Origin of the sequence: Microbacterium sp. E-13 (genome assembly GCF_049912955.1) — a bacterium.
Lineage (GTDB): Bacteria > Actinomycetota > Actinomycetes > Actinomycetales > Microbacteriaceae > Microbacterium.
In genome coordinates, this window is sequence record NZ_CP183973.1 from 875,509 (window position 1) to 892,188 (window position 16,680).

A 16,680-nucleotide genomic window follows, 5' to 3' on the forward strand; every position below is an offset into this window, starting at 1 on the left:
GACGCTTTCCGGAAGGAACCCCGTGACCCACTCTCAGACAGAACTCGATGACGAGTTCGTCGACACCGCGACGCGTCCCGAGACGCGGGGCATCGAGCTGGTCGGCGATGCCGAGCGGCACGGCCGCGCCCGCGACCTCTTCTTCATCTGGGCGGCCCCGAACGTCAGCATCCTGAACCTCACGATCGGCGCGACGCTCATCCTGCTCGGGCTGGAGCTGTGGCAGGCGATCGTGGTCGTCCTCGCCGCCTCGCTGCTGTGGGTCTTCCCCGGCATCATCGCCGGCAGCGGACCCGCGTCGGGCACCTCGGGCTCCGTCGTGACGCGGGCCATGTACGGCGTCCTCGGCAACCGGCTCTTCGTCGCCTTCGTCGGGTGGTTCATCGGCGCGGTGTTCCTGTCGCTGACGTGGCTCGCCTCGTCGTTCATGGGCGCAGACCTGCTGCGTCGGATGGGGCTCGACGACCCGGTCTGGGTGCCCATCGGCGTGACCGTGGTGGTGGCGGCGATCACGGTCCTCGTCGCGATCTTCGGTCACGGCCTCATCATGCGCGCCTACTCGTATATGGCCGCCGCGCTCTTCGTGATCTTCCTCCTGGTCGCTGCGTTCGTCCTGCCGACCGTCGACTGGCAGTACACCGCCCCTCAGGCCCTCGAGGGACCCGCGCTGTGGTCGGCGATGACCATCGGGTTCACGATCCTCGCCTCGACGCCCCTGTCGTTCATCAACAGCCCCGACATCGCGCGGTATCTGCCACGGTCCACGAAGCCGTCGCACATCGCGCTGGCGACGGGCCTCGGCGGCGCCCTGCCGTCCGTGGTGTTCACGACCGTCGGCGTGCTCCTGGCAACCGGTCTCAGCGGCGCGGCATTCGATGCCGGGCTCGACGTCGCCCTGCTCGATCTGCTGCCCGCGTGGCTCGGGCCGATCCTCGTGATCGGCGTGGTGATCAACACGATCGCGCTGAATGCGATGACCACGTACACCTCGAGCATGGCCCTGCAGGCGATCGGGTTACGGCTGCGCCGCATTCCCGCCGCGATCATCGTCGGGGCCGTGGGAACCGCTCTGACGATCTACCTCGTGCTGTCGTCGAGCCTGCTGGAGGCGGCGAACCTCATGCTGCAGTTCCTCGTCATCGTGTCGGGGCCGGCGATGGCCATCTACGTCGTCGATGTGCTGCTGCGCCGCTACCGGTATGACGGCGTCGAGCTGTTCGACGACCACCCGGGAGGCCGCTTCTGGTACTCCGGCGGATGGAGCATCCCCGGCATCGCGGCGCTGCTCGCCGGTGGTCTCGCGACCGCTCTGTGCCTCTCGACGAGCGTCTGGTCGGGGCCGATCGCCGAGGCGACGGGCTACATCGACCTCTCGGTGCCGGTCGGGATGCTGGTCGCCGCGGGCCTCTACGCCGGCCTGTTGCGCACCCCGCTCGGAAAGGAGGGCCGTCCGTGATCACGAGGTATGTCAACGGCACGGTCTTCACGGCCGACCCCGCACCCGGTGACTCCTGGGCCGACACGTTCGTCGTTCGCGACGACGTCATCGTGCACGTCGGTGACGGCGCGGACGCTCCCGAAGCCGACGAGATCGTCGACCTGCAGGGCCGGCTCGTGCTTCCGGGCTTCACCGACGCGCACACGCACCTGCTCATGACGGGTGCGGCTCTCGGGCAGGTGTCCCTCACCGATGCGCGATCCCTCGATGAGATCCAGGCGCGGCTGCGCGAAGCACGGGAGCAGAATCCGGATGCCGCGGCCCTGCGTGGGCGCGGATGGCTGTTCGGCTCCGTTCCCGGCGGCGCGCCCACCGCGGCGATGATCGACGCGGTGGTGGCCGACATCCCCGTCTTCCTCGACGCGAACGACTACCACTCGTGCTGGGTCAACCGCGCGGCCCTCGCCGAACTGGGCATCACCCGCGACACCCCGGATCCGCTCGGCGGCGAGATCGGCCGGGACGCCGATGGCGAACCCACCGGCATGCTCTACGAGACGGCTGCCGTGCAGTACGCATGGGCGCATCGCGATGCGACGACGACGGATGCCGACCGCGACGAGGCCGTGGAGCGCACCCTCGACGCGTACCTGGCGAGCGGCGTCACGGGCGTCGTCGACATGGCGTTCGACGAGTACGGCCTCGCCGCCTTCGAACGTGCCCTGGCTCGCCACGGCGGCGAGCTTCCGATTCGCGTGGCCGCGCACTGGCTCGTCGAGAACACCGGCGACGACGAGAGGAACCTGTCGCAGGTCGCGCGAGCGGCCGAGCTGGCCGCCAGCCCCTCGTCGCCGTGGCTCCGCGTCGTGGGTGTCAAGCTCATCCTCGACGGCGTCATCGATGCGTGCACGGCGGCGCTGCGCGAGCCGTATGCCAATGGCACGAACGCAGCGCCGATCTGGCCGCCCGCGCAGCTGAAGCCCGTTGTCGCCGCCGCGGACGCGGCGGGACTGCAGGTCGCCCAGCACGCGATCGGCGACTACGCGAGCGAGATCGCCCTGGACGCCATCGAGCACGCGATCGCGGTCAACGGCGAGCGCGACCGCCGCCACCGGATCGAGCACCTCGAGTACGCCGCCCCGGGCACGGCGGAGCGGATGGCGACACTCGGCGTCACGGCGTCGATGCAGCCGGTGCACTCCGATCCCGCGATCTTCGAGAACTGGGCCCAGATGCTCGGTGACGAGCGCGTCGAGCGGGCGTTCCCGTGGCCGGAGTACGAAGACGCGGGGGCGCTGCTGGCGTTCTCCACCGACGCGCCGACGGCTCCGCACAGTGCGCTGGCGAACATGTACGTCGCCTCGACGCGCGGGTCGGCCCTCGACCCGGGCGTGGGCGCCACCCACCCGCAGTACGCGCTGCCGCTCGAGCGGGCGATCGGCCACGCCACGCGCGACGCGGCCGCATCGGTCGGCGACGGGAGCTGGCGCGGGCGGATCGCTCCCGGCTTCGCCGCCGACATCGTGGTGCTCGATACCGACCCCTTCGCCGTCGGGGTCGATTCGCTCCTCACGGCGCGCGTCGTCGAGACGATCGTGGCGGGACGCTCCCGCTACCGGGCGGACGAGCGGCCGTAGCACGGCTGGGAGAATTTCGGCCGATCCGGCCCCCGGGAGGGTGCAGGCGGCGTAGCCTCCCGGCATGACACCTTCGCCTTCGGGGATCACGACCGCCGGGCAGCTGCGGGCATCGGGTCACACCCACCGCCCCGTGCGGGTGGAGCTGCGCGAGAACCTCCTCGCCGCCCTCGCGGAGGGGCGCGATCCGTGGCCCGGCATCCACGGCTTCGACACGACGGTCATCCCGCAGCTCGAGCGTGCGATCCTCGCAGGTCACGACATCGTGCTGCTCGGGGAACGAGGGCAGGGCAAGACGCGCCTGCTCCGGAGCCTCGTGGGTCTGCTCGACGAGTGGGCGCCGGTCATCGAGGGGTCGGAGCTCGGCGAGCATCCGTTCCACCCGATCGTGCCGGCATCCGTCCGCCTTGCGAGCGAGCTGGGCGATGACCTGCCCGTCGCCTGGCGGCACCGCAGTGAGCGCTACGCCGAGAAGCTCGCCACCCCCGACACGTCGGTGGCCGACCTGATCGGCGACGTCGACCCGATCAAGGTCGCCGAGGGCCGCTCGCTCGGCGACCCCGAGACGATCCACTACGGGCTGGTCCCGCGCAGCAACCGCGGCATCGTCGCGATCAACGAGCTGCCCGATCTCGCCGAGCGCATCCAGGTGTCGCTGCTCAACGTCATGGAGGAGCGCGACATCCAGATCCGCGGCTATGTGCTGCGTCTCGATCTCGACGTGCTGGTGGTCGCCACGGCCAACCCCGAGGACTATACGAACCGCGGCCGCATCATCACGCCGCTGCAGGACCGCTTCGGGGCGGAGATCCGCACCCACTACCCGCAGACGATCGACGAGGAGATCGCCGTCATCCGGCAGGAGGCCGACCTCGTCGCTCACGTGCCGGCGCACCTGCTCGAGATCCTCGCGCGATTCACGCGCAACCTTCGGGAATCGGATGCCGTCGACCAGCGTGCGGGCGTGTCTGCGAGGTTCGCGATCGCCGGCGCCGAGACGATCGCCGCCGCGGCGCTGCACCGGGCCACGCGGCAGCACGAGGACGTCGCCGTCGCCCGGCCGGTGGACCTCGAGACCGCCGTCGACGTTCTCGGCGGCAAGATCGAGTTCGAGACCGGGGAGGAGGGCCGGGAGCGCGCCATCCTCGAGCATCTGCTCCGCACGGCGGTCGCCGACACCGCCCGTGCGCATCTGCGCGGGCTCGACTCCGGTGCGCTCGCCGACGCCCTCCACGACGGGGCGACGGTCATGACCGGCGAACAGGTGCCCGCCGCCGAGGTCATCGCGGCGATGCCGGTGCTGGGGGAGTCCGACCTGTACGACCAGGTGGCGCTCCGGCTCGACGCGCAGACGCCGGGCGAGCGCGCGGGCGCGCTCGAGCTCCTGCTCGAGTCGCTCTACCTCGAGCGCCGGATCGGCAAGGACAGCGCCGCGGGGGAGACCGTCTATGGATGAGCGGATGCCGCGCCCCCGCTGGTCATCGAGAGGGCGGGAACGACAGCCAGATCACGGCTGGACCCGTGATTCGCGCGCTCTCGACGCCGGGCCCTCGACGCACGCGGGAGGAGGCATCCCGTAATGCCCCGTTCCTTCCACCGCGCGCCCGCGCACACCGCCCGCTACGGCCGGTACCACGGCGGCGACCCCCTCGCCCCGCCCGTCGAGGTGCAGTCCGCGCTGGAGGCGATCGGCCAGGACGTGATGTCGGGAACGTCGGCCGAACGCGCCTTGCGCGAGTACCTGCGTCGCGGCGATCGCGACCGGGTGGGGCTCGACGACCTCGCCCGCCGCGTGCGCGAGCGCCGCGCCCAGCTCACACAGCGCCACCGCCTCGACGGCACGCTCGAAGAGGTCAAGCGGCTGCTGGAGCACGCCGTGCTCGAGGAGCGCAAGCACCTCGTCCGCGACGTCGATCTCGACGACGACGTTCGCGCGTTCGCCGAGATGCGGCTCGAGAACCTGCCGGCGAGCACCGCCGCAGCCGTCAACGACCTCGCCGACTACGACTGGCAGAGTCCGGCCGCCCGCGCGGACTACGATCGCATCCGCGAGCTGCTCGGCCGCGAGATGCTCGACCAGCGGTTCGCGGGCATGAAGAACGCGCTCGAGAATGCGACGGATGCCGATCGCCAGGCGATCCGCGACATGCTCAACGATCTCAACGACCTGCTCGAGAAGCGCCGCATGGGCGAAGACACGCAGGAGGACTTCGACGAGTTCATGCGCAAGCACGGGGATCAGTTCCCCGAGAACCCGCAGAACCTCGACGAGCTGCTCGACACCATCGCCGAGCGCTCCGCCGCAGCACAGCGGATGCTCAACTCCATGACGCCCGAGCAGCGCGACGAGCTCATGAGTCTCGCAGCGCAGGCGTTCGGGTCGCCCGACCTCATGCAGTCGCTGTCTCGGCTCGACGACAATCTGCGTTCGCTCCGCCCGGGCGAGGACTGGACGGGTTCGGCATCCTTCTCCGGCGATCAGCCGACCGGCCTCGGCGAGGCGACGGGCATCATGCAGGACCTCTCCGACCTCGACTCGCTCACCGATCAGCTCGGCCAGATGTATGCCGGCGCGCGCATGGACGATATCGACCTCGATTCGCTCGAGCGGCTGATCGGCCAGGACGCGGCCGTCAGCGCCCGCACGCTGCGGGAGCTCGAGCAGCAGTTGAGGGATACCGGGATGCTGCAGCGTGCGTCCGACGGACAGCTCAGGCTGACCCCGCGGGCGATGCGACAGCTGGGACGGGCGCTGCTGCGCGACATCGCGACCCGGCAGTCCGGCCGCACGGGGCGCCGCGAGACGCGGAACGCCGGCGCCGCCGGCGACCGCACGGGCTCGACGCGCGCGTGGGCGTTCGGCGACACCGAGCCGTGGGACATCCCGCGCACCGTGTCGAACGCGGTGCTGCGCACCGTGCTCGACGGGGGAGAGGCGTCGGCGGGCGTGCGGCTCGACACCCGCGACGTGGAGGTCGTCGAGACCGAGGAGCGCACGCAGGCCGTGGTGGCGCTGCTGGTCGACACGTCGTTCTCGATGGCGATGGATGGCCGCTGGGTTCCGATGAAGCGCACCGCGCTGGCGCTTCACCACCTCATCTCGACCCGCTTCCGCGGCGACAGCCTGCAGCTGATCGCGTTCGCCCGGCATGCCGAGGTGATCGACATCGAGCAGCTCACCGCGAAGGATGCCGTGTGGGACAAGGGCACGAACCTGCAGCATGCGCTGCTGCTGGCGCAGCGGCACTTCCGCAAGAATCCGGTGGCGCAGCCGGTGCTGCTGATCGTGACCGACGGCGAGCCGACGTCGCACATCCGGCCCGATGGTCGTGTGCACTTCGCCTATCCGCCCGACCCGCGCACGGTGGCGGCCACGGTGCGCGAACTCGACACCGTGCATCGGCTCGGGGCTCAGACGACGTTCTTCCGGCTGGGGGAGGACCCGGGCCTCGCCCGCTTCATCGACGCGCTCGCGCGCCGCGCGGAGGGTCACGTGGTGGCGCCGGAGCTCGACGACCTCGGCCGTGCCGTGGTCGACAGCTACCTCGGCTCGCGCCACACGGGCCGCGGGTCTCCGGAGGACTTCGGCGACATGCTGCGGGGCCGCTCCTGGTGGTAGCGGGGCTCTGGGTTCAGGCGTGCGGCTGGGGTAGCTTGAGCGCGCGAATCACCGGGCAGGCTAAACGAGCAATGTGCGGTTTCGCGCAGTGTTGACTTCCGCCTTGGAACTGACGCGAACGCTGAAGGACCGACCCACGTGCGGTGATCGACCCGCTCCGGGGCGTAGGTCGGCGCACACCGTTTGGGTCTATGTGAGGTCCGCGCTGTCTGTGTGGCTCAGCGCCTCGGGATCCTCGTGCCGCGCCGGTAGCCTCGGGAGATGCCTCTCGCGCTGATCACTGGAGCTGGACGCGCCAACAGCATCGCCGCTGGTGTGATTCCACGGCTTACGGGCGAGGGGTGGGAAGTCGTCACAAGCGACCTCAGCGCCGGCGATTTCCCATGTGATCTCTCGACTCCCGAAGGCCCGGCGGCGCTGATCGAACACGTCCGCCAGGATCGTGGAGAGATCAGCGCCCTCATCCTCAGCCATGCGCACGATGTGAACTCCGGCATCCTCGACACCACCGCCGACAGCTTCGACCACCACGTCGCGGTCAACGCCCGCGCCTCGCTTCTGCTCATCGCCGAGTTCGCGCGGCAGACGGCCAGCGACGGTGGAGTGGTGGTCGCATTCACCAGCGATCACACCACCGGTAACCTCCCTTACGGCGCCTCGAAAGGCGCCCTCGACCGCATCGTGATCTCCGCTGCACGCGAGCTCGGTCCTAGGGGCATCTCAGCGAATGTCGTCAACCCGGGCCCGATCGACACCGGCTGGATGGACGGTCCTACGCGGGCTGAGTTGGCCGATATGCATCCGTTGGGCCGGCTCGGCAATCCAAGCGACATCGCCGCGCTAGTTGCATTCCTCGTCAGCCCGGAAGGACGATGGGTGTCCGGTCAACTCATCAACGCGGACGGCGGCTTCTCAGCACGCTACTGACGCCACACCCATCCACCAGCAGGTGGTGCGTGAACGCGTCACAGCCGATCACCGCATGACCGACCCGTTGACCATCGCCGGCCCGACTATCAGTCGCGCGGCGAGGGACGGTGATCCGGCCGGTCCCGATCGCAGGCGTTGCTCGAAGTGATGCAACTGCTCCCGAAGTTGGAGGAGGTCGTGCTGTGGGGGCGCTTCGCACAGAAGGGATGGCGCGACCACATCGCCCGTTGCGTCCTGCGACCAGACGTGCAGGTTGTGGAGACCTGGCATCCAGGCCCGCAGTGTACGTGATGATCGAGGCGAAGACCGGCGCGACAGCCAACGTCATCTGGAAGAAGGACATCAACCAGCTCGCCGGCTCCGTGAACTGGGCTCAGGGCGAGTACGGGGCCGACGCGACGGGTCATCCCGCTCGTGCTACACCCGAGCCACGTCGTCGAGCGCGCGGGCACTACACCGCCCAACTGCCGGTCGATCAGAGAGCTCAAGAAGGCGTTGAAGAAGTTCGCCCGGGCGCTCGCGCAGGACGACGGGTTCAAGGACGCGACGGCGATCGGCGCGCAACTATCAGCGCTCAATTTGACCGCGGATTGCTTCTTCCAGAGCTTCACGCGGCGCACGAAGCGGGAGGCACGGGAGAACTCTGAGTCGGACGAATCGGCGCCCGGTCAATCGCGCCGCGCCTCCGCGGGAACGTCGATGTAACAGCTAACATCTGTTACATGGTCGACGTCGGACGCCTATCGTTAGATGAGCTGTCGGCGTTGCGTGCCGGCGTCACCAGCGAGATTCGCGCTCGGCGGGCACCCAATCGCACCTGCGTGGCGTGCGGGCGGCAGTTCACGGCACGGAGTGACGCTCAGTACTGCGGTTCACGGTGCCGAGTTGCAGCGCATCGGCTGCGTCAACGGAAGGGACTCCCTATGAGCATCTCCGGCATCGGATACGAGGGCCTGATCCTGGACGCGTTCATCTGGAAGCTGCGCATTCGTGGCATCAAGACGCTCGTCGACGTCCGCCTCAACGCTATCTCGCGCAAGCGCGGCTTCTCGAAGCGCGCCCTCGGGGAGGCGCTGGGAGAGGCAGGCATCGCCTATGTCCATTTGCCGGTGCTTGGGAATCAACGCGACAACCGCGCCGGGTATGGCGAGCTCGAGTCTGACCTCGCGAACGAGGTCCGAGACCGTTTTCGCCAGGAACTCCAGTCGGAGGCAGCCACGGCGGCGCTGCAAGAGGTCGCTGATCTTGCGCAAGCGGGCGAAGTGGTGCTGTTCTGCTACGAGCAGGATGAGCAGCACTGCCATCGGGAGCAGGTGCTCGAACAGGTGCGGCTGCTGATGGCCCGCGACCTGGTGAAGTCCTAGAACAGAGTCGGTGCGGGAGCGACCGCGTCCTCGAACCGCGGCCAGTACACGCCGAGGACACTGAACTTGCCCCGGCGAGCAGCGAGCTCGAAGTTTCCCATATAGAACCCGGCCTGACGTTCGGGCGCGAACATTTGCTCAAGGAACTTCTCGGTGACACCCGCCTTCACATCCTCGCCTCGATGGCGAAGCCGATTCTGCAGTGACGTCAGCTCCCAGTCGAGGATGCGGCCCTGGTGCCCGGAGCAGGCAGCGTCCGCGCACCGGTAACGGTAGCGAACCTTAAACTCCGGCTCCTTCAGGATGGCGGGAATCGAACCGCTCATCGGGATGAGCGCCGACGACTCCTTGTCGATACGCGCCTGCATCTTCGCCAACTGCTCTGGCGTCCACTTCGGATGCGGCTCGAATTCGAGCCGGTCGACATCCGCCGGGTACACGAGACCGAGGGATGGAGCCGACCCATCAGCGGAAGCGGCGCGCATCAGCTCGCAGGTCGTTGTGGGCTCCAGCAGTCCGATGATCTTGTGGCGTGCCTTCCACGGCGGGAGGTTCTGGACGACGCTCCAGGAGTCCTGCGTCGGGGAGTAGCTCTCGCGCCGCGTGTCGGAGTCCTTGCGCCGCACCTCCAACTCGATGACGTCGTACTTCTTGAACTGGGCGTCGCCGTCGAGCCAGCGGAACGCGATCGGGTACAGCCGAATCCAGCTCGGCTCATCACCGTCGATGCGGACGCCGGCAACGCAAGACGTGTCCCCATAGCTCGTCGAAGGCTGCGGCGTCGCCTTCACCGTGATCAGCACGCGCGCTCGTTCGCCTTCCACCCTCATGGCGCGAGCATATTGCCGAGATCGGACACCGCCGCGAAGAACACCATGGTGAGACGGGAGTTCGTGCCATCATTCGATGTGCCCTCCGATGAAGAGTCCGCCGCCGCGCCGTCCGCCGTTCCCGCCGTCGCGTTCGTCATTGAGGACGCGGACTTGGTGATGCTCGGTATGAGTCCTGGGCGACCCGCTCCCACGCCACTGATCGATTTCTGTCGGGCTGCACTGGGGCTGCTGGCGCTGCGACCCGATGAAGTGAAACTCGTCATCGCGGGCGACTTCGTCGAATCGGTAAAGGCTCGTCTCCCCGATGGACCGTACCGCGACTCGTTCGACTTGGAACGAGGAGCTGGCTCCGTCGGGGCGAAGACGCTGGTCGTTGACGGCGAGGTGCATGTCGTGTTTCCGGCATTCCTCTTTCTCGACTCGGACGCGGCGCGTCAGCACCTCCCACCGGAGGACGCGGAGCAGATCGTGGCGAGTGATGGGGCGCGAGCCAACAGGGCACGGCGCACCGCAATCCACGAGGCGCAGCACGTCGCCATGGAGCAGGCAGGGGAGGACAACCCAGACTTCTCCGCAGCTGGCCGGGCGCGCCAGAACTTCTTGAACGTGGCGCATCAGGTGATCTCCGAATACCGCGCGGAGCTGGGCGTACCTCGCGAACTGCGAGAGGAGTACGAGACCGACTTCCCTTTGGAGAGTCTGCGCCATTTGCAGGCAGCACTCCAGCGCTACGTGGTCACCTACCAGGGGCACGGAGACGTCGATCGCCTTGCCTACGAGGTCGTCCAGGAGACACACCACCTGTGGAAGGCGCTCGCTTATGTCGCGGCTGCTCGCCGTGTGATGGGGTCCGAGACTGGCGCGCCTTTCCCCGACGACGTCGCCGAGTCAGACCTGTGGAGGCTCATGGCTGAGGACCATTGGGATGATCTCGAACGCCTCCTGAGCGACATCCCGCCCGGTGGGGTTCGGGTCGACCCTAGCGACCTCGAACGCTGGACAAATGAGCTTGCCGACGCTCTCGATGCGTGGCTGACCGACTTCGGCTTCGTATGGGAAGACCTGGCGGATGGTCGGTCGAGGTTCTGGATGGAGCCAGCGGACTTCATCTTCTAGCTGCTGTCGCTCGCTCCTATGCGCTGAGCGCTCGGTGGACCGAGCTCTTCGAGACGTCGAGCGCACGGCCGATCTTCGTAAGGCTGTGGCCCTCAGCGCGCAAACCCCTTCGCGAGCTCGCGGCTCGCCGTCGAGTGTGTCGCCTTCGCGCAGCTGTTCGCAGAGGCGTCCGAACTGCTCGCGCTCGAGCGCATCCGTACTGCCGCTCACGCCTGGACGACCTTCATGGGTGCTCCATGGCATCGACAGGATGCAGCGCCCATGCCGGCGGGTCCGCGACGCCGTCACGATAGGAGAGGCGAACGACGACCAAGCGAACGAGGGATGAATTGCTCGTTCATGATCGCCGCGCGAGGAATCTGCCTCCATCCACGCACCGTCCCGTGCTGTAAGAGCTCGATTCGCCCTTCAACGCCCGCCTGCGGTGCGATTTCGGGCCCGGCTCGCTTACGGATCCGAAGCGCACGCGCTCAAGTGCGTACCCGACCTCCCTCCAGCGGGCATCGCCCGGAAAGGGATCGGCCGCGAGCCAGATTGGCCCCCGCCGGATTGCGCCTGGAGCTACGGCAGGTGATGACCTACCCCAGCCCTTGGGCCCCGCGGCGCGTCGGCGAAACCTTCGCCCTTTAGGTGAGGGGCCGACCTGCACAACGAGCTTCCCTCATTCGTTCGTGGCGCGCATGCGGTTCCGGTCTGACGGCTGACGAAGGCCAGTCCGATTCGTGTACCTCTAGGTACCCGCGGCTACGGTGTCGCGGCTCCAGGCGCCGCGATCCCGACCTGGCTCGGCGCCGACGACTCACCGCCGTTTCGGTTGTCGCTCTTGTGGCCGCGGCGCGTCGACTCCTCATAGATCGCGCCGAGCGCGATGCTTTCGGACCCTGCGGAGCGCAACGCCTGCGCGACCACGAGTTGCAGAGCGGGGGTGCGTTCGGGTGGCTCGAGTTGCAGCGCGACGCGCTCGGCGGTCAGCAGGTAGCTGCTAATGAGTGGCTGTGTGAAGAATCGGTTCAATTGCGCGACGGACGCGGCGTGCGACTTCAGAAAGGTGTTCGTGATGTACCCGGACAGAATTGTGCTGATTACGCCGACGCTTCCAACAATGAGCTTCGTTTCCGTGGGGATGGCCGGAATGGTGACGATGATGATGCAGCCAACGACAACGATAAAGCCCCCGATCATGGCTCGTTGACTGTGTCGAAACGAGACCGTTGCCTGTTCGGTCGTGAGGTCATGATATTTCTGCATCTCTCGCCGGTTCAACTGAAGGAGATCAGCCATGGTCGGGATCGAAGATGCTTCGGCGAGTCCGCCGATTATTTCGGCGGACTCTCTTAGGTCCTTGCGCCGCTGTAGGTACGCCTTTTTTCGACTGGACACGGCAAACGGAAGAGTCACGGACGCGCCGATGCCCCAGCCGCCTAAGAGCCATCCGAGATAGCTGAGCCAGTAGTTCACCGTGGGGTCAACGAACCACCACACCACGATTCCGACTCCGACGATCGCCAGTGGGATGGCAATCAGCGCCCACTTGTTCCGGCTGCTGATCGCCTTCTTTCGTTCTTCTGATTCCTGCCAGGCTTGCTCGTCGGACGCCACGAGATCGATCGAACTCCCGGCGCTCGACGGAGGCATTACATCAGTTGCCGGAGCCGCAGCGGGCTGTACTGTCGACGTCACGGAATCGCCGGTCGCGGTGGGTGGTGGAACCTGCACAGGTGTCCCGGACTCAGCCGGATTGACAGAAGTGAGTGCAGCATCGCTCGACATGGCGCCCTACCCCCCAGGCACAGACCCAAGATTTGGACGAACAATAGCGCAAGCGCCGGTTCCCCACCAGTAGGGGTCTTGTGACGCACTTCGCGTTCGGCGGCCGTAACGAACTGTGAAGGTAGACGCGGGGGCGCCACCTAACGCTTTCCCGAGTACCCACGTATGCGCTAGGAAGGCACAAGAGGTACCGCTTCCGAACGCTGCCCGTGTGCGGATGCCTGTCGCACGCGCTCATGTCCGCACGCGATGGACCGCGTGCGTGCATCGCCCGTTTACGGATCCAGCCTGCGCCCGGACCGCAAAATGACCTGAGCCCGGTCGGATCGATCATCGTCTCGGTCTCGGTCTCGGTCTCGGTCTCGGTCTCGGTCTCGGTCTCGGTCTCGGTCTCGGTCTCGGTTGCGGCCTCGGCCTCGGTCTCGGTTGCGGCCTCGGCCTCGGCGTCAGCGGCTGTGTCAGCGGTGGGGTATTGCGGCCTTCCTACTGCGATAAGAGGCTGTCAGCAGTGAACGAAGGGTTGTCGGGACGAGGATGGGGGCCCACGGATGAGTCAGCTGGCAATGGTGACCGGCGCTGGGCGCGGGCTCGGCCGGGAGATCGTCAGACAACTGGCAGAGCGCGGATTCGCGGTGATCGCAACCGCCCGAAGGCTCGAAACGGTCGAGCCCTCTCGACTGGGCCTCGAGGACTTCCGCGGCGTCGAGACAGCCGAGCTCGACATCGACTTTCCCGGTGTTCCCGCACAGGTGGAGGGGATCCTCCGAGGGCGTCCGCTTGACCTCCTTGTTCTGAACGCTGCTCGGTTCTCTCCGTGGGACGAGAAGGCAACGTCTGCCGACCTCACGTCAGCCAGGGAGGTTCTCGAGACCAATCTCTTCGGATCATGGGCCGTTGTGCTGGCGACCCTGCCCGCCCTTCGTCGCGCCCGCGGAATGATCATCGGAGTAGGCAGCGGATCCGGATCGCACTCCGATCCGCAGTTCGGGCTGGCGGTCAATCCCGGAGCCGCGAGCTACGCGGTCTCCAAAGCCGCGTTCCACGCGCTGCTGCATCGACTCTCGGCCGAGCTCGCGCCCGACGGTGTGCGGGTCTTCGCGACGGAGCCGGGACTGACTGCGACGTCCCCCGGCATGGAAGACTTCGGCGCACGCCCAGTCGCCGATGGCGCGCGCAGCATTCTCACGCCGCTCGATGGCCCTGTGCCCTCAGACTCGCTGCTCCGCGACGGCGCCCCACTCGGCTGGTGAAGTCCAAGGTCCGCTGAGGGACGCCGACCACGCTCGCCCACACCCGCCCACGGGCAACCCCTTACGTGCATCGCACGCTTGGTGATCCAGACCGAAATCTAGTGGTCGTCGTTTTCGAGGATCATCCCGACCGACGTCGCGCAGGCGTCGCCGCGCCACGCTTCGATGCCCTCACGGATGGCGAAGCCGGCGATTACGAGCCCGGCGATGGCGTCGGCCCACCACCAGCCCAGAACCGAGTTGAGGACCAGGCCAGCTAGCACTGCCGCGGACATGTAGGTGCAGATCAGGGTCTGCTTGGAATCGGCGACGGCGGTCGCCGAGCCGAGTTCACGTCCCGCGCGCCGCTCGGCGAAGGACAGGAAGGGCATCACGACGACACTGACCGCTGTGATCACGATACCGACCGGACTGAGCTCGGGCGCGACGCCGGCGAACAGGGCGAGTAGCGAGGTGACGATCACGTATCCGGCCAGCGCGAAGAACGCGACTGCGATGACCCGCAGCGTGCCCTTGTCCCAACGTTCCGGATCTCGGCGGGTGAACTGCCAGGCGACCGCGGCGGCAGAGAGCACCTCGATTGTGGAATCCAGGCCGAACGCGATCAGCGCGCCCGAGGACGCTATCGTTCCCGCGGTCAGCCCGACACACGCTTCAACCAGGTTGTATCCGATTGTGGCGGCGACGATCCATCGGATTCGCCGTTCGAGCAGGTGTCGACGGTCGGGAGCGCGAGTCATCGCACTCATGCGCAGGTACACCCCTCACCCGTGCAGCAGTCCGGCTCGACGGACAAGACCACTTGGAGCAGCTCGCCCAGCGCCGGGGCGAGGTTCGGATCGGCGAGTCGGTACGAGGCGTGACGCCCCTCCGGCACGGCCTCGACCAAGCCGCACCCGCGCAGGCAGGCCAGCTGATTGGACATCACCTGCCTCGACACCCCCAGGGCCTCTGCCAGATCCGATGGGAACGCGGGTCCGTTGCGCAGCGCGAGCAGTACCCCGGCGCGGGTGGAATCCGACAACGCGTGCCCCAGTCGGGCCAGCGCTGCGGTGTGTGACACGGTCGCGGTCGCCATGCCGAAACAGTACAGCAAAACGTGAACTAAATCGCGGCCGACCGCGCACCGAAGCCGCACACGACGGACCATCAACGCGCACTGCCCGAATAAGGATCCAACTTGGGTGCGCCTCTGCTCTTGCGGTGTCACCGTCGGCGGCATGAACGGAATACTGATTGGCTACGCCAGGGTCTCGACAGCGGATCAAGACCTCACCTCGCAGCGAGACGCACTGCTACGGCTGGGAGTCCTCGATTCGAACATCTACGTCGATCACGGGCTGACCGGCACGAACCGGGCCAGGCCCGGACTGCGGGAGGCCCTCGCCGCCGTCCGGCAAGGTGACACGCTCGTGGTCACCAAACTCGACCGGCTCGCGCGATCAGTGCGGGACGCACGCGACATCGCCGACGAACTGACAACGAAAGGCGTCGCGCTCAGTCTCGGCGGGAGCAGGTACGACCCCACAGACCCGGTGGGGAGGCTGCTGTTCAACGTGCTCGCCATGGTCGCCGAGTTCGAACGCGACTTGATCAGCATGCGCACGAAAGAAGGGATGGCGGTGGCGCGTGCGAAGGGTCACTTGAGGGGCAAGCAGCCAAAGTTGTCGATGACTCAGCGAACGCTCTTGTTCGACGTCCAGGACCGCGGTGAGTACACGGCCCGCAGCTCGCGGCGGCGGCTGCGGTCAGGTCCCACCCGCAACAGGGCCGCGGATGGGGTCGGGCCGGAAATACTCTAGGCTTCCACGTACTCCTGCCGGACCGCGCCCCGCGTGGCGATCTCGATGAACCCGAAGTCCTGGTCGGAGTTCAGGATGACAGCGTCGTTGACGACCGCGTACGCCGCAATCAGGCAATCGAACGCCGCTGCCGCGCGCATGAGCCCGGTGTCCCATAGCGCCTGCTGGACGTCCAGGGCTTGCTGCTCGTTGGGGTGTTCCCATGCGGGCAGAAGCTGCTCCATGTCCGCGCGGAGTTCTTGGTACTCCTGCGCGCTCCGGGCCGAACGGCAGTACTCGAGAACTTGCGGCGGGCAGGTGATGATCAGGTGAGTGGGCGAGAGCTCCCGGAGCCTTGCCGCAATCGCTTCGCTCGTCGAGGCCTTCTGCCAGATGCTGTTGTCGACGAGGTAGATCGTCACGGGCCGGTAAACGCCGTCGCCGGCGGGATCGTGGGCGCGTCGATCTGGTCGGGCTCGAACGTCCGGGCGATGATCCGCTCGACGGCTGCCGGCTGGCGACGGACGGCGATGAGAGTGCGCAGGGCGAGGTCCACTGTTTCGCGATTGGAGGTCGTGCCCGCGAGCTCCTTCGCCTGGCGCAGCTCGTTCGGGTCGATGTCGATAGACGTGACTGTCATCACCCCTCCTCCGGCTTGTATAGAGCAGTATATAGACCTTTCGCCGGGGACCTCGCATTCGCGGGACGAGCGCAGGCCAACGACCGTCGCTCCTCCGCGGCATCGGACCCTGGGCAGGTTCGAGCGCTGCGGCCGTGAGGGTCGCGACCGAGCGGAGGAACACGAGCAGTCGATCGGTGACAATCGCGTGGCGCGCAACGTGCGCGACTAGAGGTCCAAGTCCCCGTCGTGGGCATCCCACGACGCTGATCGCAGTGACATCACATACGCGCCCGACTGAACCGGGCGGCGGCGGACGAGGC

Annotated in this window: 16 protein-coding genes; 10 read left to right on the forward strand and 6 right to left on the reverse strand. The window is 67.4% G+C overall.

Going from position 1 to position 16,680, the window contains the following annotated elements:
- Positions 1–22: 22 nt before the first annotated feature.
- The 7 genes from ACN9MP_RS03965 (at position 23) to ACN9MP_RS03995 (ending at position 8,988) form a co-directional block, all read left to right on the forward strand.
- Complete coding sequence (locus ACN9MP_RS03965) at positions 23–1,456, forward strand: purine-cytosine permease family protein (RefSeq protein WP_426324019.1); 1,434 nt, start codon at positions 23–25, stop codon at positions 1,454–1,456.
- Entirely contained in the window at positions 1,453–3,075 is a 1,623-nt protein-coding gene (locus tag ACN9MP_RS03970) for an amidohydrolase (protein WP_426324020.1), read from the forward strand. Before ACN9MP_RS03965 ends, ACN9MP_RS03970 begins: the two co-directional genes overlap by 4 nt.
- 64 nt (positions 3,076–3,139) lie before the next feature.
- The gene (locus ACN9MP_RS03975) at positions 3,140–4,531 is read left to right on the forward strand and encodes a sigma 54-interacting transcriptional regulator (protein WP_426324021.1); all 1,392 of its coding nucleotides are present in this window, start codon (positions 3,140–3,142) and stop codon (positions 4,529–4,531) included.
- A gap of 123 nt (positions 4,532–4,654) precedes the next feature.
- Complete coding sequence (locus ACN9MP_RS03980) at positions 4,655–6,694, forward strand: VWA domain-containing protein (protein ID WP_426324022.1); 2,040 nt, start codon at positions 4,655–4,657, stop codon at positions 6,692–6,694.
- Positions 6,695–6,955: 261 nt separating this feature from the next.
- On the forward strand, positions 6,956–7,621 hold the full coding sequence (locus ACN9MP_RS03985; RefSeq protein ID WP_426324023.1) for an SDR family oxidoreductase: 666 nt from the start codon (positions 6,956–6,958) through the stop codon (positions 7,619–7,621).
- 498 nt (positions 7,622–8,119) lie between these two features.
- Positions 8,120–8,329 carry a hypothetical protein gene (locus ACN9MP_RS03990; RefSeq protein ID WP_426324024.1) on the forward strand — a complete coding sequence of 70 codons (210 nt, stop codon included), beginning with the start codon at positions 8,120–8,122 and terminating at the stop codon, positions 8,327–8,329.
- Between the two features lie 218 nt (positions 8,330–8,547).
- Complete coding sequence (locus ACN9MP_RS03995; protein WP_426324025.1) at positions 8,548–8,988, forward strand: DUF488 family protein; 441 nt, start codon at positions 8,548–8,550, stop codon at positions 8,986–8,988.
- On the opposite strand, the gene ACN9MP_RS04000 is transcribed toward ACN9MP_RS03995, so the two are convergent.
- On the reverse strand, positions 8,985–9,818 hold the full coding sequence (locus ACN9MP_RS04000) for a hypothetical protein (RefSeq protein ID WP_426324026.1): 834 nt from the start codon (positions 9,816–9,818) through the stop codon (positions 8,985–8,987). The two genes, ACN9MP_RS03995 and ACN9MP_RS04000, sit on opposite strands and share 4 nt — an antisense overlap.
- A gap of 63 nt (positions 9,819–9,881) precedes the next feature.
- On the opposite strand from ACN9MP_RS04000, the gene ACN9MP_RS04005 reads away from it, so the two are divergent.
- Positions 9,882–10,937, forward strand: a complete 1,056-nt coding sequence (locus tag ACN9MP_RS04005; RefSeq protein WP_426324027.1) for a hypothetical protein — start codon at positions 9,882–9,884, stop codon at positions 10,935–10,937.
- Positions 10,938–11,681: 744 nt separating this feature from the next.
- Here ACN9MP_RS04005 and ACN9MP_RS04010 read toward each other — a convergent pair.
- Positions 11,682–12,536 carry a TRADD-N-associated membrane domain-containing protein gene (locus ACN9MP_RS04010; protein ID WP_426324028.1) on the reverse strand — a complete coding sequence of 285 codons (855 nt, stop codon included), beginning with the start codon at positions 12,534–12,536 and terminating at the stop codon, positions 11,682–11,684.
- Between the two features lie 719 nt (positions 12,537–13,255).
- Between ACN9MP_RS04010 and ACN9MP_RS04015 the strand changes: the two genes are divergently transcribed.
- Entirely contained in the window at positions 13,256–13,957 is a 702-nt protein-coding gene (locus ACN9MP_RS04015) for an SDR family NAD(P)-dependent oxidoreductase (protein ID WP_426324029.1), read from the forward strand.
- Between the two features lie 98 nt (positions 13,958–14,055).
- On the opposite strand, the gene ACN9MP_RS04020 is transcribed toward ACN9MP_RS04015, so the two are convergent.
- On the reverse strand, positions 14,056–14,706 hold the full coding sequence (locus ACN9MP_RS04020) for a cation diffusion facilitator family transporter (protein ID WP_426326193.1): 651 nt from the start codon (positions 14,704–14,706) through the stop codon (positions 14,056–14,058).
- Positions 14,703–15,035, reverse strand: a complete 333-nt coding sequence (locus ACN9MP_RS04025; protein WP_426324030.1) for an ArsR/SmtB family transcription factor — start codon at positions 15,033–15,035, stop codon at positions 14,703–14,705. The genes ACN9MP_RS04020 and ACN9MP_RS04025 overlap by 4 nt, the downstream gene beginning before the upstream one ends.
- A 142-nt stretch (positions 15,036–15,177) precedes the next feature.
- Between ACN9MP_RS04025 and ACN9MP_RS04030 the strand changes: the two genes are divergently transcribed.
- Complete coding sequence (locus ACN9MP_RS04030) at positions 15,178–15,759, forward strand: recombinase family protein (RefSeq protein ID WP_426324031.1); 582 nt, start codon at positions 15,178–15,180, stop codon at positions 15,757–15,759.
- Here ACN9MP_RS04030 and ACN9MP_RS04035 read toward each other — a convergent pair.
- Entirely contained in the window at positions 15,756–16,160 is a 405-nt protein-coding gene (locus ACN9MP_RS04035; protein ID WP_426324032.1) for a PIN domain-containing protein, read from the reverse strand. The genes ACN9MP_RS04030 and ACN9MP_RS04035 overlap by 4 nt on opposite strands.
- The gene (locus ACN9MP_RS04040; protein WP_426324033.1) at positions 16,157–16,378 is read right to left on the reverse strand and encodes a type II toxin-antitoxin system VapB family antitoxin; all 222 of its coding nucleotides are present in this window, start codon (positions 16,376–16,378) and stop codon (positions 16,157–16,159) included. The genes ACN9MP_RS04035 and ACN9MP_RS04040 overlap by 4 nt, the downstream gene beginning before the upstream one ends.
- Between the last annotated feature and the right edge of the window lie 302 nt (positions 16,379–16,680).